Consider the following 19964-nt stretch of genomic DNA (forward strand, 5'->3'; position numbering starts at 1 on the left):
ACGCGATACACCGAGGTCGCGGCGTCGATTCCGGCGGATAGCAGAAGGACGTCGAGACTGACTCGTGACGGCTGGCCGTCAGCGGTCTGGGAGGTTGAGTCGCTTCAGGCGTTCGTACGCGCCGAGGATATGTTTGTCGATTGCGTCCTGGGCAGCCTGTGGATCGCCCAAGGCCAACGCGTCTCGTAGCTCCTTGTGCTCGCTGTAACCGACATCGAGGAAGTCCGGAAAGCTCGCGTTGCGGGCCCGCAGGAAGACCGTCACCTGCCCACGGATGGACTCCCAGACCCGCTGCACCCGGGCATGGCCGCAATAGGCGTAGATGATGTCGTGGAACTGGAGGTCCAGCCGTACGGCGTCCTCCGGATCGATCTTGGTGTCGACGCTCTTCATCTGCTCCAGGACTGCATCCATTTCAGCGAATCCCTGTCCCTGCATCCGCGTACACGCCCGGCCGGCGGCCAATTTCTCGATGGCGCCGCGGAGGGTGTGCACCTCGTCGACGTCGGTCTTCGTCAAGGTGCTGACAAACGCTCCGCGGTGCCGCCGGAGCTCGACGTGGCCCTCTTCCTCGAGTCGGGCCAGCGCCTGCCGAATCGGCCCACGGCTGACCTTGAGTGCCTCGGCCAGCTCGGTCTCCTTGAGATGCTGGCCCGGCTGGAACTTGGCACCGGTGATCATCTCCCGGAGCACGTCAGTCACCAGATCGCCAAGAGCGCGCTGCGATGGCAGCGCGGGCACGACGTCGTCGGGGATCATGCCGACCACCTCCTCAAGGCAGTTACCGCCAGTATCCGAAAACAGGACGACTCTAGCCCCTGTTCAGGCTCCACTGTTGATTGTAAACAGTAAGTCATTGACAGTAAATCAACTGCCAGAGCAGACTCGGAACCTCCACTCAGGCAGAGCGGCACAGCGCCGGCGCCAACGTCGGCCGACCGTGAGGCAGCCCGATCACCAGGGCAGAGAGAGGTCACGACAACGATGACCACCGACACAGCGGTTCACACCGGACGCACGGCACTCGGCCCGTTCCCGCCGGCCGCTCCCCGGAATCCCGATGCGCCGCACGTCACCGCGGCGACGATCGATGTCGACGCCGCGGACAGCCAGGGTCCACTGACGCGCGTCTGGGAGAGCTTCGGCTACGACGAGTTCAACTGGACGTACACGCCCACCGGCAAGCGGCTGCTGCAGACTTTCGCCGACTTCTCCGGCGGCGGCTACTTCGTCCGGCCGCACTACATGTACTGCTCCGGCAGCGGCTTCGGCATCCCGCACTGGAGCTCCGGCAACGTCTACCACGAAGACGCCGACGGCAATCCCTATTACGACTTCACGCTGCTGGACCAGGCGTACGACGCGATTGTCGGCGCCGGGCATCACCTGCTGGTGGAACTCGGCTTCACCCCGCGGGATCTCCTGCCACCCGAGGCCGCCGAGTTGACCGTCGTGCCCAGCCCCACTGCGTACACCAGTTACGAGGCAGGTGCCTGGGGATACCCGCCCAAGGACAACGCCAGGTGGGCGGGCTTGATCAGCGCCACGGTTCGGCACTGCATCGATCGCTACGGCGAGGCGGAGGTGAAGACCTGGCTCTGGGAGCTGTGGAACGAGCCGGACATCTCCTACTGGCGCGGCACTCTCGATCAGTACAACGAGCTCTACACCGCGACGGTCCAAGCGATCCGAGCCGTGCTGCCCGAGGCCAAGGTCGGCGGACCGGCTGTCACCAGCGGCGGACTGAACTTCCTGCGAGGCTTCCTGGATTACACGTCGCGCCGTGACGAGCCACTGGACTTCATCTCCTATCACACCAAAGGCTGCCACTTCCCGACCCGCGACTACCGGCCGTTCGCCGAACCGGCGGCCGAGTTACTGAGCCCGTCGTCGACGAAAATGTTGTACGACCTGCGCGAGTTCAACCGGCTGATCGGTTCGTATCAGGCCTACGCCGAGCTGCCGGTGATCGTCGACGAGTGCGACGCAGCGGTGCCGGCGCACTTCGGACGCTACGACAACCGCAACTACAGCTTCCAGAACACCGAGTACTACCCGGTCTTCCAGGCGAAGCTGATGAAGAAGATCTTGGACCTGAACGCCACCGAGCCGGCCCAGGTCGCCTACGCCACCTCCTGGAGCTTCTACTTCGAGGCCGAACGCTACTTCGAAGGCACCCGGTCCTTCCTCACCGCAGGTGGCGTCGAAAAGCCGTTCCTCAACGCCTATCGAATGCTGTCCCTGCTCGGTCCGGATCGGCTGCGCACGACCTCGAACGCGGCCTGGCAGGTCGGCGAACTCGACCACACCGACGGCAGCAGCATGCCCGAGGAAGTCGACGCCCTCGCCTCGCGTTCGGAGGACGGGAGCGTCGCCGTGCTGGTCTGGCGGCACATCGATGATCAGTACCAGACCAGCGAGGACCGGACGCCGGTGACCGTGACCGTCCGCAACCTGCCGGCCGGGTCCTACCGGTTGCGGCATCTGCGGATCGACGCCGACCACAGCAATTCCTTCACCGTCTGGCAACAGCTCGGCTCACCCCAGGACCCGACCGCCGAACAGCTGGCCACGATCACCGGCCGTCAGGGTCTCGAGGAGTTCGAGGCCGAACGCATCCTCACGGTGGACGGCGAGGTTTCGCTGGAGGTCTCACTGCCCTTGCCGTCGGCATCGTTGTTGGTCTTGGTGCCGAGCAGCTGACCCGGACGATCCTGAGGACGAGAGGGAGACGATGGACCAGAACGCGATCACGCTGAACAACGGCGTACGGATTCCCCAGCGTGGCTTCGGCGTCTTCCAGGTCCCGCCGAGCGACACCCAACCCGCGGTCGAGCAGGCAATCGAGCTCGGCTATCGGCACGTCGACACCGCGGCGGCGTACAACAACGAGGCCGGTGTGGGCGCGGCCGTGCGGGCGTGCGGGCTTCCCCGCGAGGAACTGTTCGTCACCACCAAGCTGCGCAACGGCGATCACGGCTACGAGTCGGCGCTGAGGGCGTACGACGAAACGCTGCAGCGCCTCGGGCTGGATTACGCCGACCTGTATCTCGTGCACTGGCCCAATCCGGCTGCCGACCTGTATGTCGACAGCTGGCGTGCGCTGGAGCGGATCCACACCGACGGGCGGGTGCGGGCGATCGGGGTGTCCAACTTCCTTTCTGAACACCTGGACCGATTGGCCAAGGAGGCCGAGGTCGTGCCGGCGGTCAACCAGATCGAGCTGCACCCCACGTATCAACAGCGCGAACTGACCGAGCTGTGCCGCGAGCGGTCGATCGCGGTCGAGGCGTACTCGCCGCTCGGCCAGGGTGGCGATCTCGATCATCCTGTACTGGCGTCGATCGCGGGCGATCACCACGTGACACCGGCACAGGTGGTGCTGCGTTGGCATCTGCAGCGCGGGAACATCGTCATCCCGAAGTCGGTCGATCCCGAGCGGATTCGCGCCAACTTCGATCTTGGCGGCTTCGAGCTGACCGACGACGAGATCGCCTCGATCACGGCGATGGAGAACGGCAACCGGCTCGGCAGCGATCCCCGCACGTTCGCGATCAGCCAGATCAGGTAGCCGGATGATCACGAACGGATGCGACCAATGACGATCAGATCTGTGCAACTCACCAGGCGGCAGAGCCGCCGGTCGCGGGCCGGCACAGCCGTCGACAACCCCCAACTACCGCGTCACGGCTGGCAGAAGACCACCTGGATCTGGATCTTCTTGCTGCCGACCGTGGTGCTCTACGGCATTTACACCATCTATCCGATCATCGCGAGCTATTGGTACTCGCTGGTCGAGTGGAACGGTTTCGACGCCAGCCAACGGTTCGTCGGACTGAGCAACTACCGCGAAGTCTTCGCCGATCCGCTGTTCTGGAACTCGTTCAAGGTCACGTTGCTCTTCATGGTGCTGGTGGTGCCGGCGCGGGTGCTGCTCACGCTGCTGATGGCGATGGTCCTCAACTCTCCGAAGCTGCCACTGATCGGCGTCCTGCGGTCGGCGTTCTTCATCCCGGTGGTGACCACAACGGCGATCATCGGCGTGGTGATGCGCTTCATCCTGGATCCGGCCACCGGGCCGATCAACTCCTTGCTGATCAAGCTCGGCGGCAGCGGCGTGGACTTCCTGGGTGGTCAACACCTGGCGCTGCCGACGGCAGCCGTGCTGTACATCTGGAAGTTCTTCGGCGTCACGATGATCTACTGGCTCGCGGCGTTGCAGACGATCCCGTACGAGTTGTACGAGGCGGCCCGGATCGACGGGGCCGGCACCTGGCAGCTCTTCCGGCACATCACGCTGCCGATGCTCAAGCCGTTCTTGATCATCATCACCGTGCTGACGATCGAGGAGACGTTCCACAACTTCGATCTGATGTACACGCTGACCGCGGGTGGGCCGTACTTCCACACCGAGATCGTCGAGATCTACATCTACCGGTGGGCGTTCGGCGCCTCGATCCCGCAGCTCGGGCATGCGTCCGCGGCCGCAGTGATCTTCGGGCTGCTGGTAGCGGTCGTCGGCGCCGTCCAGTTGTGGGGCGTGTACGCCGGCCGTCGGCTGAGAGGACAACAGCGATGACCGCACAGCAGGCTGTGCCCCGGACCGACCGCACAAGCAGGCAACGGCGTGTGCTGCGTCGACTGCCCTGGTGGCTCGCCGCGACCTTCCTGGTGGGTATCGCGGTGATCTGGATCTTCCCGTTCCTGTGGATGTTGTCCGCGTCGCTGAAGGACAACATGGAGATGTTCAGCGGCGGACTGAAGCTGTGGCCGGACAAGTTCGTCTGGGACAACTACGCGCGGGCGTGGAACGATGCGCATTTCGGCCGGTATCTGATCAACACCGTCGTAGTCACTGTCTTCACCGTCGTGATCGTCACCATCCGCTGCGCGACCGCCGGCTATGTCCTTGCCCGCTACCGATTCCACGGATCGAAGATCTTCCTCGGGGTGCTGGTCGCGACGCTCTTCGTACCCACCGGCTACACGATCATCCCGGTGGTCAAGATCTCGATGCAGCTGCACCTGATCGACTCACTGGGCGGAATGATCCTGGCGCTCAGCGGTGGGGCGTACGTGTCGGCGATCCTGATCTACTACGGCTATTTCCGGCAGATACCCCGGGAGTTGGAAGAAGCCGCGGTCGTCGACGGCGCCGGCTTCTTCCGGACGTTCTTCTCGGTCATGCTGCCGCTGGCGATGCCGGTCACGGCGACCGTCGCCGTCCTCACCTTCATCACCACGTGGAACGCCTTCTTCCTGCCTTTGGTGTTCACCTTCAGCCGGCCCGATCTGCGGACGGTGAGCGTCGGCATGCAGGCGTTCGTCGGAGAAACCGCTACCGACTGGTCTGGAATGGCCGCCGCCGGCGTGATCTCGATCGTCCCGGTGGTGGTGCTCTTCATCTTCCTGCAGCGCTCCTTCGTCGAGGGAATCTCAGGAGCAGTCAAGGCCTGACCTCAGAAGGTCCTGAGCTTGTCGAAGGACCCCCAGAGCTACGAATTGATCAACACCCGAAGGAATGGAAACGATCATGACCGGATTGACACGTCGCGGTTTCCTCGGTGCATCGGTACTTGCTGTCGCCGGCGTCGCGACCGGCTGCAGCAGCTCGAGCGACAACGTCGGCAGCGCGGGTGGCGGTGGTGCCACGGAGTCGCTGGACTGGTGGGACCACTTCAGTTCGTTCAAACATCTCAACAACGACTGGGCAAAGACCCAGTCGTCCGCGATGAAGACCAACGTCGCCCACACCTACTACGACGCGTCCAAAGCAACCCAGGCGCTACAGTTGGCGCATCAGGCCAACAAGATGCCTGACGTCTACTCCAACGTGGTCGGGTTGCCGTTGCCGGCCCTGGTCAGTGGCAAATGGGTGCACGAAGTGACGCTGCCCGCGGACGTCAAGTCCAAGCTCCCCAAGGACGCGTTCACCGAGGGCATCACCCAGCTGGACGGCAAGCTCTACGGCTTCCCGATGTTCAGCCTCCAGCAGAGCTCGACGCTGGTGTGGGTGAACAAAGATCATTTCAAGAAGGCCGGGCTCGATCCGGACAACGTGCCCTCGGACTACGCGGCCTTCAAGGACGCCCTGAACAAGCTGAAGTCGGCGGGGCTCCAGCCGCTGACCCTGGCGATCGGTGCCGACGGCGGGCGAATTCGGGATCAGGTCGACGACATGGCACAGACTGCCGGCTTCCCCGGCTATCAGGGTCTGCAGTTCACCACCGGCGAGTACGCCTATCACCACGACGCCTACGTCACGGTGATCGAATATCTCAAGGAGCTGAACGACGACAAGTTGATCATGCCCGGCTCGAACAACTTCGGCGTCGTCGACGCCCGGACCCGGTACGCGTCCGGTGCGGTTGCGGCATTCATCGACGGCATCTGGTGTGCCGGCGGATCAAAGGCGCTGGCGCCGCCGATCGTCGACAAGATCGCCTCCGGGCAGGTTCTGGTGCCGACGGCCGGTACGAATGCCTGGTGTTACCGCGGGCGGCCGAGTGCGGCGTACTTCGTCTCCGCCGACAGCAAGAATCCTGATGCGGCCGGGAAGCTGATCGCGTCCTTCATGTCCGACGACTACCAGAACGGGATGATCGAGGCGATGGATCAACCGCCGCTCAATCTTGATCTGGTCGCGTCGTCGAAAGCGATCGACGCGTACAAGAAGGCAGTCGACTTCTGCAAGGCGAACGTGTTCCTGATGCCGCAGGCGATCGTGAAGAACCCCGCACAGGCAAGCGTGGATGCGCTCCGCAAGCCGGTCACGCCACACGTCGGCAACATCGTCCAGGGCTACCTGAGTGGATCGATCAAGGACCTCAAGGCCGAGCTGAAGAAGTTGAGCGACGCCACGGCTGCTGATCGGGCGCAGGCGCTCCAGAAGGCGAAAGCGTCCGGAGCCAAGGTTTCGGAGGACGACTACGTCTTCAGCGACTGGAAGCCGGGACAGGACTACGCGGGCGCGAAATGATCACTGCGAATTGTCGCGAATACGGACTGAGGGGGCGTTGAGGTGGTAGATCATCAGGTGGAACGCAGTGCGGTCGTGACAGGTGCGGCATCGCCGCGCGGCATCGGACGGGCGACGGCGATGCTCCTCGCCGAGCGGGGGTGGAGCATCGGCATCCTCGACATCGACGAGCACGGCGGCCACGCGCTCGCCGCAGAGATCACCGAGAAGTACAACGTCAAGACCTCCGTCGCCGTGGCCGATGTGTCGAAGGAAGATCAGGTTCGTACGGCGATCGACGAGCTCGAGGCCGCGCTGCCGCCGCTGGCAGCGCTGGCCAACATCGCCGGGGTCAGCTCACCGATCCCCTACCTCGAGCTGACTGCAGACGAGTGGCACCGGGTGATCAACATCAACCTGAACGGCGTGCACTACGTCACCCGGCGGGTCGCCGAAAGCATGGTGCGGTACGGCTACGGCCGGATCGTCAGTGTCTCCTCGACCTCGGCTCAGCTGGGCGGCGGCACCTACAGCAAAACCCCTTATTCCGTTGCGAAAGCGGGCGTGATCGGACTGACCCGTGCTCTCGCACGAGAACTCGGTCCGCACGGGATCACGGTCAACGCGGTGGCCCCCGGTCCGATCGACACCGACATCATGGGCGGACCGCTGACTCCCGAACGCCGGGCGGCCCTGGTCGACGACCTCCTGGTCAATCGCGTCGGGCAGCCGCACGACGTCGCGTCCGCAATCGCGTTCCTACTATCCGAACAATCCGGCTACATCTCCGGCCACACCCTCAACGTCGACGGCGGCCTCTACATGCATTGAGCGACCTACGCGCGCCCGGCCATCGGCTCCGGCCCGGTCGGAGCAATCAGGTCCCGAAAGCGTTCGAGCTGAGGCTGGCCGACGTACACAGGTTGAACGAGCGCGACCGAGCGTCCCTGCTGGAACCTAGTCCGGCCGGAAGGCGTCCCGCCTGCGAACTGACCGAGCTGGCCGGCATGCGGTCCCGGCGGACGATCTGGCATGGGTCACCGCCTACGTCCTCCGGAGGACGTAGGCGACGATTCTCAACGACTCTGGGCAGACGCCGTGGAAGATTGCGGATCAACCGGGGCTCTCCAGGATCTCGACGAGGGTCGACGAGTACGTCGCTCGGCGGGCTCAAACCCGGAGGCAGCAAGCTTCGTGGACGAGGCGCTGGAGGGCATTCATGACCAGGATCGGCGGCCGACGGAGGGCCCCGCGGTCGAGTGATCAGGATGCCGAGCGGTCAGTTGACCCTGAGGAGCATGCCCCGCAGGGCATCTGCCCAGGTCAGAGAGCCGGTGAGGGACTCGAACCCCGAACCACCGCTTTCTGAGCCCAGACCCTTCATTCCCTGCGATCAGCGCGCAAGAACGCTCATGGCCTGGGCTTATCCCTAGCCGAGCATGTCACCGACGCTCAACATTTCTCACTCTCTGCCGCTGCCGCGATCATCGCGGCACCGCAGCCGGGTCGGCCGGCGAGTCAGCCCGTACCGGCCGGGGCGCGGACCGGCATGTCCGACCTGCCACGACCGGCCGACCGACTCTAGCGAGCTCGAGCGGCACCTTGACGGTCTCGCCACGATCTGGCTGACCCCCGACCCCGACGATCCCGGGCGAATCATCGAGTGGCGGCACTGCGAACGTTGCCAGCCGCACCGGGACGGATCGTCATGTGTGGGTTGTTCGACACCACCGTGATGCTCGGTGACGACCTGGCCGTCGCCGAACCTTCTCCCCTCCCCAACCGGTGGCTGCGTGGCTCGCCACAACGGCTGGAACCAGCACGACGGTGTCTGGTACTGCGACAACCACGCCGAGGCTGGGCAGTGAGCGACGCCAACCCGGCGACTCAGCGGATCGCGTGCTTGGCCCACACTGTGAGCTCTTCGATCTCATGCGCGAGGTCCGGCGCCGACTCTGTCGCGACCGGTAACGCCAGGCTGAGCCGCCCGAGAATCTCGCCCGAGGTTGCACCGCCCCTCAAGGCTGTTTCGACGTCTACCGCCGCAGCATCATGCCCCGCAGCGTGCAATGCGGCGATCAAGCGGTCGACGCGGGCGTAGAACTCGGCCAGATCCACGCAGTCAGCATGACCCCCACGACCACACACGTCCAACCATCGCCCCTCGGCACGACGACGATCACGTCGGCGAAGCTGAGATGGAGCTGGGCGACGTTCAGCATCCAGCAGATCTGATCGCGAACGCAGGCCGGTCGTTACTTGCTCTTCGCGCGGACCGTGTCAGCGGCGATCCGGACATTACGGAAGTCTGCTCGACGACCGAGCGGCGCGCAGCAGGCGCAGTTCGTCACGCAAGGCGGGATCGGACATCACCAGGTAGACGAGTGAGCAGTCCTGTGGCCCGGTCGCACCTGGCACACAGAGTGAGCAGGGTTCTCCGAGCCGGATCGGACACCGTGGTTGGGGTTGCTTCCCACCGTTGGCCATCGTTCACCGTCCTTGCCTAGAAACTACCTTCGGCCGACCAACACGACGACGGCCTTCCGGCCGCAATCATGGGGCCTTTCGCCCCAACTGAGCGGCGTAGCCCTTCGACGCCAACTGGAGTGATCAACCGCTGACCTCAGGAATGTCGTCCGGCTCAAGATCCAAGGCGGCCGGATATAGCGCATCCCGTGCCGCCAGTGGCCTGCCTGCACCGCAGCGTCGGCGGCCACCTCGACGACAACCAGCGGCTCGACCTTGGTCAGCGGCCTCTTCGAGTCCTTCCCGCCCCAGTGCTGCGACGTGATCTCGTCGGGCATGGGTGATCAGGCCGGCCGCGCCGCAGCGTCGCGCCGAGCTCGGCTGACTAGGTCGGCTTGAGCGATACGGTGCGGCCGACGATCACCATGTCGTCGCCGAGAAAGCGGCCAGCGATCACCACTTCGGGCCGGTCGATGGGGCCAATGACGCCGCCCACGATGACCTCGACGGTGGCGCGATGCTTCGCCTTTCGTCGGGGTCTCTAGGCGCGTCGCGCACTGTCGTGTTGAGGGTGTTGATCAGTACGTGTGCGACACATGGGGAAGTGGAGCTGCCTGGGTCGACAGCAAGCAGGCTCCTGATGTCGCGGTGGCCGAGGATCGATTGGTCGCCGTACCGTCGTTGTGGTCGCCGCGCCGGGGTCTGAATGACCGGATGGCTGTTTATGCTGCGTCGGTGTCGATCACTGTGAAGATCATCGATGTGTCGGGCGCTGGCCGGGTCGGTGCGACGACGATGCTGGAGGGTGTTTCGAGCAGGATCACGCTTCGAGATCTTGTGCGGACACGTGTTCGGGAGGAGGTGGCGCGCTTCAACGCTGCTCCGCAGCCGGTGTTCACGGGTTTGGTGATGCCCGAGGGAGGATTGGCGACTGAAGAGGGGTTCCGGTTGCCGAAGCAGCGGCGGCTCGATTGGGAGCGGCAGGCTGATCGGGCGATCGAGGCATTCGAGCGCAACGGGTTCTTCGTGCTTGTCGACGACCGGCAGGTGACCGAGCTTGACGAGGAACTCGAGTTGACTGCGGACTCTGACATCCGATTCGTCCGCCTTGTTCAGCTGGTCGGTGGCTGAGCGTGGCGCGGGCAAGCGATGGTGTGTCTGACCGGAGCGATGGTGGGGCCGCCACGATGGTGGCGGCTGCGCTGCAGGCCCTTCACGGTCGGTCTTGGACGACCAAGCCGGACGCTCGGGCGCTGCCGCAGGTTCAAGCGATCCTGCAAGGCTCGGAAGCGCTTAGGCGGGAGTGCATTCTGAGCGTCTCTGACCGAGTAGATAGTTATAGCAGCGTCCAGCTGCTGTCGGTGATCGCGCGGAAGCGCGTGGAGCTGTCGGCGGAGCACATCGAGCGGCTGCTGACCCCGCGGCTTGTGCAGCTCGAGATGCCGGAGTCGTTGTGGAGTAGCGAGTGCCTCCGCTTGATGAGCCGCCAAATCGAACACGCATACGCTGCGCTGCCCGGCGCGGAGAAGGAACGGCTGAAACCACTGCTCGGGCGTGCAGCCGAGGAGGTTGAAGGCGCAGCCACCGCGACCAGGCTGCGGAAGCTCGTAGGCCCTAGCGATGGGATCCGCGTCGACTTGATCGACGAGGGTGATGACATCGGCCCTCGGCTGCGAGCCGCGTTCGAGACGGCTGACGAATCGATCGGCGCGCGCGCGACGGCGCTCGATCTCCTTGCGGCGTTTCCCACCAGCGGCCGGCCTTCGAAGAAATGGCTCGCCGAGGTTGCGCGCATACGCGGACTGTTGTCCTGGCCCGCGGCTCTGGTCAGTGCGCTCCTCGATGCTGCCCTCGACGCGGCCGAGACCAACACGGAGCACACCTACAGCAATCGGGTCTACACCGCGACGCGATACGCCACCGCAGGCAACGAGTCCTTCCTGTGTGGAGTTGTCACGATCGCAGGGCATCTGGGTGACCCGGCGCTCTTGCCGCAGCTACAGCGACTTGCCGTCAAGAGTGTGACCGTGATCGGAGGTCAGTTCGGCAGTCCACGAAGCCTTCGACTCGCCAACGCATCAGCGCAGGCGATGGCCGAGATCGGCGCCCCGTCGTCGATCACCGAGTTGCTCGCGCTCGAGCGTTCCGTTCGGCACGGGACGCTGCTGAAACAAGTCCGTAAGGCCATCGACGCGCTGGCTTCCGCGCAAGGGATGACACGCGAGCAACTCCTGGAACGCGCCGTCGAAACACATGACCTCGACAACGACGGCGAACGCCGCGTATCGCTGTCGCGGGGATCCGCCTTGATCGTCGTGGACGGACGAACGGCATCACTTGTCTACGTTGATGAGAACCAGACGCCACGGAAGTCGGTCCCGGCGGACGTGAAGCAGGCTGATGTCGAAACGCTTGCTGCGATCCGCGGTGACCTCAAGGCGATCCGCAAGACGATCGCCGGCGAGCGCCTGCGACTGGATAGCCTGATGGCCCTCGACCGCCGCTGGCCGCTCGACGACTGGCGTACTTGGTACCTGGACCATCCGATCACCGGCTGCCTGACACGCACCCTGGTATGGGCCTTCAGCACACAGCAAGGACAGAGCGTCGTCGGAATCCCGCGCGATACCGCGACCGCGGTCACGAGTTCGGGTCAGCAGGTCGCGATTCCGGCCGATGCGGAGGTGCGGCTTTGGCACCCGATCCACGCGACCGCTGACGAGGTTCGCGCCTGGCGACGCTATCTGCTCGAGCAGCAGATCGTTCAGCCACTCAAGCAGGCATTCCGCGAGCTTTACGTGCTGACGCCTGCCGAGGAGCGGAGCCGTGTGTACTCGAACCGCTTCGCCGGTCACATCTTCGGGCAGGTCCAGGCTCGCGCCTTGATGAAAGGGCGTGGGTGGACGCCGGTTGCAGTCGCGTGGTGGGACGACGGCATCGACCACGGCGTCGCACGGCGAACCTACGACACGGTCGGGATCCGTGCCGAGTTCTTCTTCGATCCGATCCTCGATCACCAACCGACCACTAGCGATCTCTACCCGTACTGCACGAGCGATCAGGTGCGGTTCGTCGATATCCAAGGCGATGACTCGATCGAACTCGCCGATGTGCCACCACTCGTCCTCACCGAAGCGATGCGTGACGTCGACTTGTTCGTCGGGGTGACATCAATCGGTGCCGATCCGGAGTGGCTCGACCGCGGTGCAGAGCGCCGCTTCGAGACGTACTGGCATACCTACAGCTTCGGCGAACTGTCCGCTGCAGGCGAGATCCGCCGCGACGTCCTCGAACAACTCGTACCGCGTCTGGCCATCGCCGACCGGTGTGAACTCGAGGACCGATACCTCAGGGTGCGCGGCAACCTCCGCACGTACCGCATCCATCTAGGAAGCGGCAACATCCTCATGTCACCGAACGACCAGTACCTCTGCATTGTTACCGCCCGCGACAGCCAGGCCAACAAGCTGTTCCTCCCCTTCGACGACGACCCCGTTCTCAGCCTGGTGCTCAGCAAGGCGTTCCTGCTCGCGAACGACACCGCGATCAAAGACACCACGATCACCGCCCAGATCAACCACCACTGACTCCCGGCGGCAGATCGACTCGCAACCTCTGATCATCGAGCGACACGATGGTCCAACAGTGCAGCCCCCAACTGCCGCAGTGGGCGCCACGATAACGACAATCGGCGGCGCCCATCGCGGCTGCGGATGCCTGATCGGCTGAGACACTATCGGCCATGAGGTCGGTGCAGGTGTTACCGGGCATGGACGTGCATCGGCTGACGTCCCTGCTCGATAACGTGGGTGAACGTGCGGGGTCGGAATGGTTCGGGATTGCCGATCGACGGCTTGAGGTCGATTGACCCGCTACGAATCTGTGCAAGACCTAGTCCACGCGTTGAAGGACGAGGGCTCGTTGTCCGCGTGCCAGGTGCACGCCCTGTGGCAGGTGCGGGATGAACTCGCGGGTGTCTGGGTCGAGGTTCGTGTATCCGGTCCCGAGGACTACCAAGGTGAGATGCGGGACCTTGTTGAGCGTCTCCTGACCGAGGGCGGATACGCATTCGACGACTACACCGACGACGCTTGGTCGCTCGGACAGATCCAGCATGGCCTCCCGAACGGCCAGACCTTCCGGGCCTGACGGTGCCGGACACCGGCATGACCGCGCGGACAGCGCCTACTGAGTGGACGTCGCCGATCCGGGTCAGCGCGTCACCGCGGGATGCTTACGGTCGTGAGTGATCTGGGCAGTCGATTCATCGAGGCGCAGGATGAGCCGATCGAACTCGACGGCCGGCTCGTGCACATGTCTCATCTGATGACTCCGCTGCCTGCTGGTGTTCTGAAGCTGTGGATGCGACCGACACGTGACCTTGAACAGGGGGTCGGTATCAGCGCTGATGGCGGTTGGGCGATACCGCGGTCACCCTCCATGCCAGCGCTGGCCCAGGTGGCCCGACCTGCGATGACCTGATCATCAACCTACTGTTTGAGCCAGGCTAGAAAGCCGAGGCGACGGAAGTCGACGTTCTGGGTCGTTAATCAAGCGCGCCGGTGGCAGTGGGTTTCGAGCAATGCCCGCAGCGGCGCGGGGTCGCCCGTAACCAGCCCGCGCTTGGGCAGCACGAGTACCGCCGCACCGAGCCGCTCAGACGCGCGCAGAATGAACGACCGGTCCGTCTCGACATACCGCAGGTATAGAGACCACGCGGCTGTTTCGCTCCGGCTTGCGCTGGTGAGACGTAACCCCGTGTCATCCACGGTGGCTCGGATGGGCTCGGACAGCCAGGGATTCCCGCGCATGAGCAGGCGTACCTGCCAGCGATACATCCAGCGGGCGGCGACGAGGAGCGGGAACAGCAGCCGGCTGAGCCCGATGGCGACGAGCGCCACCGCGGCGAGGGCTGCGACGTCACTCGCCGACATGGCCCGGGAGCCGTCAGAAAAGACGAGCCCGAGGAGGAGCCCGAGGAGCGCGGCGACGATCAGTAGCGGGACCAGCCAGGGACGCCGGACGCGGCGCCGGTGGGCGACGAAGCCGTCGAGCCAGTCGTCCTCGGTGAGGGTGTAGCTGAGTTCGACCGGGCCGACGGTGATCTGCTCAGATGACATGAGAGGGCAGTGTATTCCCGGCGTCCTGTCCGTCTGACGGATGGGCAAGTGGCATCTCAAAACGGCGGCTGCCGTACTGGGGTTCATCTTTCGACATGACCATCGACGTTTCGGCACTACGGCTCGTACCGGCGGTGCGACCTAATGGCCACCTGGCCCGAAAGGTGACGGCGGCGATGTTGTCGGCGGAGGGGGCAGGACCGAACGTGTTCAACGCACTTCTTCTCGGCATGAGCGCGCGGAATGCGGCAGATGCGTGCGTTTACGGGCTCTGAGCGTGGCGCCGTAGCCAGGTCAACAGTTCCGCCCCGAGGGTGCGCACCAGCTCGTCGCCCCAGACGGTCAGCGACTGCTGCCACGGGTACGCGAACGTGCCCCACCGCAGGTCCCACGCAGGGGAGCGGGCCCACGACACCCGGCGGCGCTGGGTGCAGGACACCGACGTTGTCGGCCGCGATCACCTCGGCTCGTGGGTCATCGCCGTTTGATCCAGTCGCCCAGGATCGGCTGGCGGTTCGCTGGTGGCCGACCGGCGGCCTCCGTAGGAGGCGACCAACGCGTCCGCGACGATCGCAGCGTCTGCCTCCGCCACGTCCGCCGGGTACTCCGGCAAGAGGTCGTCCCAGACGACCAGCCACGACCCGTACAGCTGGGCCTGTCCCTCGGGCCGGGCGAAGAACCAGATGTGCAGGTGTGCAGCACCGTCCCCGATGCGGTACACGTGGGCCCGCGAGACGTGCGGCAGTGCCTGCATGTGGCGGACGAGGTGTGTGTTTAACAGTCCCAGCTCGGCGGCCAGCTCATCGGGCAGGTCCGCCATGTCGTAGTGATCGCGCGGAAATAGCATGAGCACCAGCGGCACGCCGACTCCCGTGATCTGGGCCAGCCGCCAGTGGTCGTCGAACCAGATTCCTTCGTCCCGGCTACGACAGTCGTTGCAGTCCGATGGGTCCTCGCCGTGCCGCGCTGGCTCGGGCAGAACCGGCGGGCGCAGCGGCGCGACGCGCAGCCCGTCCGGCTCGAACGGACTGATCTCCCACCCCGTCATACGTGCCAGCGGGAGCCGGCGCGCGCTATCCGCAGCGGCGACCGCGTGGTCATAGAACTCATCCGGTTGCAAGGCCATGATCCGCAGATTAGTACGACAGAGACTCTTCATATCTACAGGCCTAGTGTGCTGGCCGGGCGCAGCTCCCGCAGCCTCGGCAGGTCGTCGTTCTCGACGGCAAGGTGTGCAGTCGTCATTCCTCTGGTCGGCCCCGAACTGGTATCTGCCTAACACACCTGGACGACGTTCGCCGCAGTACTCCCGGCCTCGTCGGACGCCTCCGTCCCAACAGCGGCATGTGCGGATGTTGCGTTTCGGCCACGGCGTGACCGGAGCCAGTCCGCGTATGCGAGGTTTTGCCACGTGATCACTTCTGGCGCGGAACGGCCATGTCGGCCTTTCTGGCGGGTGAGCCTTGCGTGCGGGCTCCTCGCCTTGGGCTCGGTGGCCACGCTTACCGGGTGTGAGACTGTCGCGGGCGCGGGGGCAACTGGTATCAGCGTCGATGGGCAGGGTCGCCCGGTTGTCGTATTCGCGCTCTGCAACGACCACATCGATGGGGCAACGATCTTCCGTGATCGAATAGCGGCCGACCCAAAGGGCGGCGACTCCTCGGTTTCAGTTGCGGACTGGGACGCGGTTTCGCCGGTTACGCCTGCCATCGCGATGCATGCCAGCTTGAACACTGCCGAGCCGTCTGCGTCGTGGCTCCGGGTTGGCCCGGTAGAGGCATTGCAGCCCGGTACTCGCTACGTCGCATACGGCTGGACCCGCGACAACACCTGGTTCACGGGGCACGTTGAGTTCACGCTCGAGCGTCTGTCCAAACTGAAGCCCGGGCAGGTCCTCACCCAAACGTACGTTGAAGCCGATAAGCGGGACGAGGACAGGGTGCAGCCGTACTCGCAGTTCGCGGCAGAGGCGTGTGCCTAGAGGTCATAAGGCAGCCCAACCCGCCCCAGGCAGCCGCCACACTAACGGTCGTCAAGCCCTTCCCAGCGTCCTCACATCGGCCATGTTCGCACTTCACTCTCGGCGGGATGTGCGGACGACGAGTCAGGGGCTTGGCGATCGGTCTGGTCGCAGAGTTCGTCCCCGCTGGGCGCGCATGAGGAAATGGGGCGCAGTCGCCCCGGAACGGTCGCGGTGCCGGATCGCTCACAACCGGCGTACGAGAAGGTTCTTGAAAGAAGTCCGGGAGGCGGCGTCGGATCGGGGCTGAGGTGTTCGTAGCACCGGTGAGGGGCCGTCCTAGCGGGGCGCCATCAACGAGAGGGAACCGCGATCATGAAATTGACGACCATCACGAACGTCTCCCTCGACGGAGTGACGCAGGGACATCGACGGATTGATGCAGGGACCCGGAGCGGACCCGGCGCGCCGGACGAGGACGGCAGCGTCGGATTCGAGCGCTTCGGATGGGGCCCGCCGCTGCTCGACGACGAGGCCTCGAGGTTCATCGGCCAGGCTTTCCAGCGCGCCGACGCGTTCCTGTTCGGCCGGCGGACCTATGAGATCTTCGCCGGCTCGTGGGGAGCAGGCATGGATCCGGGGAACCCCGTCGGAGAGGCGTTGAACACGCGGCCCAAGTACGTCGTGTCGACCACGCTCACCGACCCGCAATGGGCGGGCACGACCGTCCTCTCCGGTGACGTCGCGGCCGCTGTCGGCGAGCTGAGAGCTGTGCCGGGCGGTGAGGTGCAGGTGTGGGGCAGCGGCACCCTGATCCGCTGGCTGCTCGACCACCGGCTGGTCGACGAGATCGTCCTGCTCACCTATCCCGTGATCGTCGGTCAGGGCACGCGGCTGTTCCCCGCCACCGGACCGGACACAGGACTCGAGCTCGTCGACCTGCAGTCCACCCCGAAGGGACTAACGATCCAGACCTACCGCACCACCGGCCGCCCGCAGTACGAAACGGCCACGCCCTGAAGGCATGTGACATCGGTGTCCTTGGGACGAGAAGCACTCGGCGGCTTCAGGATCATCGCGGCCATTCCTGGGCGAGCGAGTGAGTGTATGTGATCGACGTCGCGGCAAGTTGCTGGAGGACCGTGCGGAAACCTGAAGGCGGTGTGCACGCTCATCGGCATCACCGCGCGGATCGCGGCTATGAGCGATCAATGCGCTTGCTGGTCCATCGCGGCCTCGACGACGATAAAGCCGCCAAGCCGTGTCGTACGAGGCCATAGTGGAGTTTCAGGCTTCAGTGTCCAGGCCAGATGGACTATCGCGAACGTGTCGTCCGACGCCCGGAACACCACGTCGTCACATCCTTCGCACTTCGCCACGGCGCTCGGGGCGAGGCCATGCAGCTCATGGCCCGGTGCGATCTCCTTCGGCGGCAGATGAGTGCGTTCCACGAGGAGGTGCCGAGAGGCCATCGACAATCCGGGCTCGGTCATCGCATCATGTCGGCGATGGCGATGCGTGCGGCCGACGGGCACCCCTTGGTGAACCCGTAGAAGGGGCCGAAGTCGCGGGTCGACGCGAACCCTGTCAGGTAGAGCCCGGCCAGGGACGTTTCGAGGCCCTCGGTCAGGGCGGGGAACCCTTCGGTTATCGAGACCCGATGCACAACACCGCCCAAGTAAGGCACGCGAGCAAGATCAGCCCGGTAACCGGAGGCGAAGACCACATGATCGGCTGTCAGCGCCGAGCCATCGGAGAGACTCAGCGTCAGGTCGTGTTCGCTGACGGCCGTGTCGACCACCGCACACCCAGGATGACTGGTCACAACGGCGTCAGGGATCCGCGGCACAAGCCAGGGTTCCAAGGTGAGACGCCCGACCTGCCAGAACTCGGCGGCGATTGCTCGCTGCCGCTCGACCGAGAGTCCTCGCCACCATCCCCGGTGTGTCAGCGTCTGGTCCACGTACTGGTCGACGAAGCCCCAGCTCACCTTGGCGAACCTCGGCGTGCTGTGGCGATGCACCACGTCCACATGCTCGGCGTCGTGGTCACAAAGCAACGCCGCCCATTCGTAGGCGCTTTGCCGGCCGCCGATGATCACGACCCGGGCACCGGCGAACGAATCGAACGAGACCAGTTCACACGTATGCGAGCGGTGAGCCGGGGGGACATCGGCGTACCACTCCGGCAGGTTGAGGAAATAGCCGACGCCGGGTGCGGCGAGTACCTTGTCCGCGGTGATCTTCGCACCGTCGTCCATCGTTGCCACGAAGCCTGCGGTCGACGTGGTCAGGCCGGTCACGAGGCGCTCGTCGAGGTCGAGCCGCTTGCACTCGCGGAACCACTCCGTGTAGTCGAGGAAGACCGAGATCGGGATCGGGTCTAAGTCTTCGGGTCGCATTCCCCGATCCTCGAAGAATGCCTCGAACGTGTGCTCGCCGCTTCCGTCGAGATGCCAGTCGGAGCCTGAACGCAGGAACATGTCACCCGGCATCTGTCTCCGCCAGAAATCCATCGGGTGGCCGACGGTCCTGGTCTCGATGCCGTTGTCACGGGCAAAGGCGGCCGCAGAGTACGCATAAGGCCCCGCGCCGACGACCAGCAGATCCGTCCGGTCCGGCATCGTGTCTCCTGAAGGTGCGGCCAGAACGCGAGGTCATCCACGGCCCCTCGACCGCGCACGGCGGGCCATCAGTGGGCCTGGCCTCGGATCCTTCGCCGGGTGGTGACGAAACGAGCGGACGATGAGTCCAAGAATCCTCTCCATGATGCGTTCACGCCAGGGGGCGGTCTCATGCCACCTCGAACCGCTGCGCCTCCCTTCGGCCGGCGTCGACCCAGTGCAGGCCGCTCCAGAACACCAGCTCGTCCTGTCTTGGCCGTGCAGCCATGGCTCAAAGTCCGGTACCGCGCTGGGAGCTGGGCCGGGCTACCTCAGCGGCCGACGAGTTCGCGGTCGGAGGCGCGGCGAGCGACCAGCTGCTCGGCGTCCACCTGGTCGCCGTCCTCGGTGACGAACGCCAGCCGCACCAGCGTTCCGGAGTCCTCGACGGCGAACGACGGCGACGTCCCGTCGGAACGCGGCCGGCACGTCCTGCCCCAGTCGCTGAGCGCGGCGATCACGAGATTCAGGCTGCGGCCGGCCTCGGTCAGCACGTACTCGTCCCGCGCCCGTGTTCCCGCCGTCTGATAGGTACGACGCGTCAGCAGCCCCTCCTCGATCAGGAACGTCAGCCGCTGGGCGAGGAGGTTCGGGGCCACTCCAAGGGCCTCCCGGAACTCCTGGAACCGCGTCGATCCCTCGATCAGCGCCTCCCGCAGGATCAGCAGCGTCCAGCGGTCGCCGAGCACTTCCAGGCTGCGGGCGATCGAGCAAGTCGAGTCCTTGCCGAGCGATTTGGGCATGCCGTCCGTCCTTCGAGCTGAGTTGATTAACTCTATCCAACTGGTGCTAGGTTTA

Annotated in this window: 21 protein-coding genes; 12 read left to right on the forward strand and 9 right to left on the reverse strand. The window is 65.0% G+C overall.

Going from position 1 to position 19964, the window contains the following annotated elements; translation table 11 throughout:
- Positions 1 to 78 precede the first annotated feature (78 nt).
- On the reverse strand, positions 79 to 759 hold the full coding sequence (locus EV644_RS02365; RefSeq protein ID WP_132187175.1) for a GntR family transcriptional regulator: 681 nt from the start codon (positions 757 to 759) through the stop codon (positions 79 to 81).
- Positions 760 to 984: 225 nt separating this feature from the next.
- On the opposite strand from EV644_RS02365, the gene EV644_RS02370 reads away from it, so the two are divergent.
- The 6 genes from EV644_RS02370 (at position 985) to EV644_RS02395 (ending at position 7789) form a co-directional block, all read left to right on the forward strand.
- Positions 985 to 2703, forward strand: a complete 1719-nt coding sequence (locus EV644_RS02370; protein WP_132187174.1) for a GH39 family glycosyl hydrolase — start codon at positions 985 to 987, stop codon at positions 2701 to 2703.
- Between the two features lie 31 nt (positions 2704 to 2734).
- Positions 2735 to 3571, forward strand: a complete 837-nt coding sequence (locus tag EV644_RS02375) for an aldo/keto reductase (RefSeq protein WP_132187173.1) — start codon at positions 2735 to 2737, stop codon at positions 3569 to 3571.
- Between the two features lie 27 nt (positions 3572 to 3598).
- The gene (locus EV644_RS02380; protein WP_132187172.1) at positions 3599 to 4579 is read left to right on the forward strand and encodes a carbohydrate ABC transporter permease; all 981 of its coding nucleotides are present in this window, start codon (positions 3599 to 3601) and stop codon (positions 4577 to 4579) included.
- A complete protein-coding gene (locus tag EV644_RS02385) occupies positions 4576 to 5457 on the forward strand; it encodes a carbohydrate ABC transporter permease (RefSeq protein ID WP_132187171.1) in 882 nt (293 codons plus the stop codon). Before EV644_RS02380 ends, EV644_RS02385 begins: the two co-directional genes overlap by 4 nt.
- Before the next feature lie 76 nt (positions 5458 to 5533).
- Positions 5534 to 6979, forward strand: a complete 1446-nt coding sequence (locus EV644_RS02390) for an ABC transporter substrate-binding protein (protein ID WP_158292719.1) — start codon at positions 5534 to 5536, stop codon at positions 6977 to 6979.
- A gap of 57 nt (positions 6980 to 7036) precedes the next feature.
- Positions 7037 to 7789: an SDR family NAD(P)-dependent oxidoreductase gene (locus EV644_RS02395; RefSeq protein ID WP_199239601.1), complete on the forward strand. Its 753-nt coding sequence runs from the start codon at positions 7037 to 7039 to the stop codon at positions 7787 to 7789.
- 1056 nt (positions 7790 to 8845) lie between these two features.
- On the opposite strand, the gene EV644_RS02400 is transcribed toward EV644_RS02395, so the two are convergent.
- Together EV644_RS02400 and EV644_RS47635 are read right to left on the reverse strand one after the other, a co-directional pair.
- The gene (locus EV644_RS02400) at positions 8846 to 9076 is read right to left on the reverse strand and encodes a hypothetical protein (RefSeq protein WP_132187168.1); all 231 of its coding nucleotides are present in this window, start codon (positions 9074 to 9076) and stop codon (positions 8846 to 8848) included.
- Between the two features lie 180 nt (positions 9077 to 9256).
- The gene (locus EV644_RS47635) at positions 9257 to 9445 is read right to left on the reverse strand and encodes a DUF6767 domain-containing protein (protein WP_369410481.1); all 189 of its coding nucleotides are present in this window, start codon (positions 9443 to 9445) and stop codon (positions 9257 to 9259) included.
- Positions 9446 to 10072: 627 nt separating this feature from the next.
- Between EV644_RS47635 and EV644_RS02405 the strand changes: the two genes are divergently transcribed.
- The 4 genes from EV644_RS02405 (at position 10073) to EV644_RS02420 (ending at position 13906) form a co-directional block, all read left to right on the forward strand.
- A complete protein-coding gene (locus EV644_RS02405) occupies positions 10073 to 10555 on the forward strand; it encodes a hypothetical protein (protein ID WP_199239602.1) in 483 nt (160 codons plus the stop codon).
- A 2-nt stretch (positions 10556 to 10557) separates the two neighbouring features.
- The gene (locus EV644_RS02410; RefSeq protein ID WP_158292720.1) at positions 10558 to 13011 is read left to right on the forward strand and encodes a DUF4132 domain-containing protein; all 2454 of its coding nucleotides are present in this window, start codon (positions 10558 to 10560) and stop codon (positions 13009 to 13011) included.
- Positions 13012 to 13306: 295 nt separating this feature from the next.
- A complete protein-coding gene (locus EV644_RS02415) occupies positions 13307 to 13573 on the forward strand; it encodes a hypothetical protein (protein ID WP_132187166.1) in 267 nt (88 codons plus the stop codon).
- 93 nt (positions 13574 to 13666) lie between these two features.
- Complete coding sequence (locus tag EV644_RS02420) at positions 13667 to 13906, forward strand: hypothetical protein (RefSeq protein ID WP_132187165.1); 240 nt, start codon at positions 13667 to 13669, stop codon at positions 13904 to 13906.
- A gap of 68 nt (positions 13907 to 13974) precedes the next feature.
- Here EV644_RS02420 and EV644_RS02425 read toward each other — a convergent pair whose 3' ends face one another.
- From EV644_RS02425 to EV644_RS02435, 3 genes are all read right to left on the reverse strand, one after another.
- Complete coding sequence (locus EV644_RS02425; RefSeq protein ID WP_132187164.1) at positions 13975 to 14544, reverse strand: YcxB family protein; 570 nt, start codon at positions 14542 to 14544, stop codon at positions 13975 to 13977.
- A 262-nt stretch (positions 14545 to 14806) separates the two neighbouring features.
- Positions 14807 to 14983 (reverse strand): DUF2716 domain-containing protein, encoded by a 177-nt coding sequence (locus tag EV644_RS48265; protein ID WP_132187163.1) that lies wholly within the window; start codon positions 14981 to 14983, stop codon positions 14807 to 14809.
- A gap of 18 nt (positions 14984 to 15001) precedes the next feature.
- Entirely contained in the window at positions 15002 to 15670 is a 669-nt protein-coding gene (locus tag EV644_RS02435; protein WP_132187162.1) for an HIT family protein, read from the reverse strand.
- Positions 15671 to 16036: 366 nt separating this feature from the next.
- On the opposite strand from EV644_RS02435, the gene EV644_RS02440 reads away from it, so the two are divergent.
- Both EV644_RS02440 and EV644_RS02445 read left to right on the forward strand, forming a co-directional pair.
- Positions 16037 to 16525: a hypothetical protein gene (locus EV644_RS02440; RefSeq protein WP_132187161.1), complete on the forward strand. Its 489-nt coding sequence runs from the start codon at positions 16037 to 16039 to the stop codon at positions 16523 to 16525.
- A 354-nt stretch (positions 16526 to 16879) separates the two neighbouring features.
- Positions 16880 to 17524, forward strand: a complete 645-nt coding sequence (locus EV644_RS02445; RefSeq protein ID WP_132187160.1) for a dihydrofolate reductase family protein — start codon at positions 16880 to 16882, stop codon at positions 17522 to 17524.
- 188 nt (positions 17525 to 17712) lie between these two features.
- On the opposite strand, the gene EV644_RS02450 is transcribed toward EV644_RS02445, so the two are convergent.
- From EV644_RS02450 to EV644_RS02460, 3 genes are all read right to left on the reverse strand, one after another.
- The gene (locus tag EV644_RS02450) at positions 17713 to 17997 is read right to left on the reverse strand and encodes a hypothetical protein (protein WP_132187159.1); all 285 of its coding nucleotides are present in this window, start codon (positions 17995 to 17997) and stop codon (positions 17713 to 17715) included.
- Positions 17994 to 19127 (reverse strand): FAD-dependent oxidoreductase, encoded by a 1134-nt coding sequence (locus tag EV644_RS02455; protein WP_132187158.1) that lies wholly within the window; start codon positions 19125 to 19127, stop codon positions 17994 to 17996. The genes EV644_RS02450 and EV644_RS02455 overlap by 4 nt, the downstream gene beginning before the upstream one ends.
- Before the next feature lie 311 nt (positions 19128 to 19438).
- Positions 19439 to 19909, reverse strand: a complete 471-nt coding sequence (locus tag EV644_RS02460; protein ID WP_132187157.1) for a winged helix-turn-helix transcriptional regulator — start codon at positions 19907 to 19909, stop codon at positions 19439 to 19441.
- Between the last annotated feature and the right edge of the window lie 55 nt (positions 19910 to 19964).

Origin of the sequence: Kribbella orskensis, assembly GCF_004342085.1 — a bacterium.
Taxonomy (GTDB): Bacteria; Actinomycetota; Actinomycetes; order Propionibacteriales; family Kribbellaceae; genus Kribbella; species Kribbella orskensis.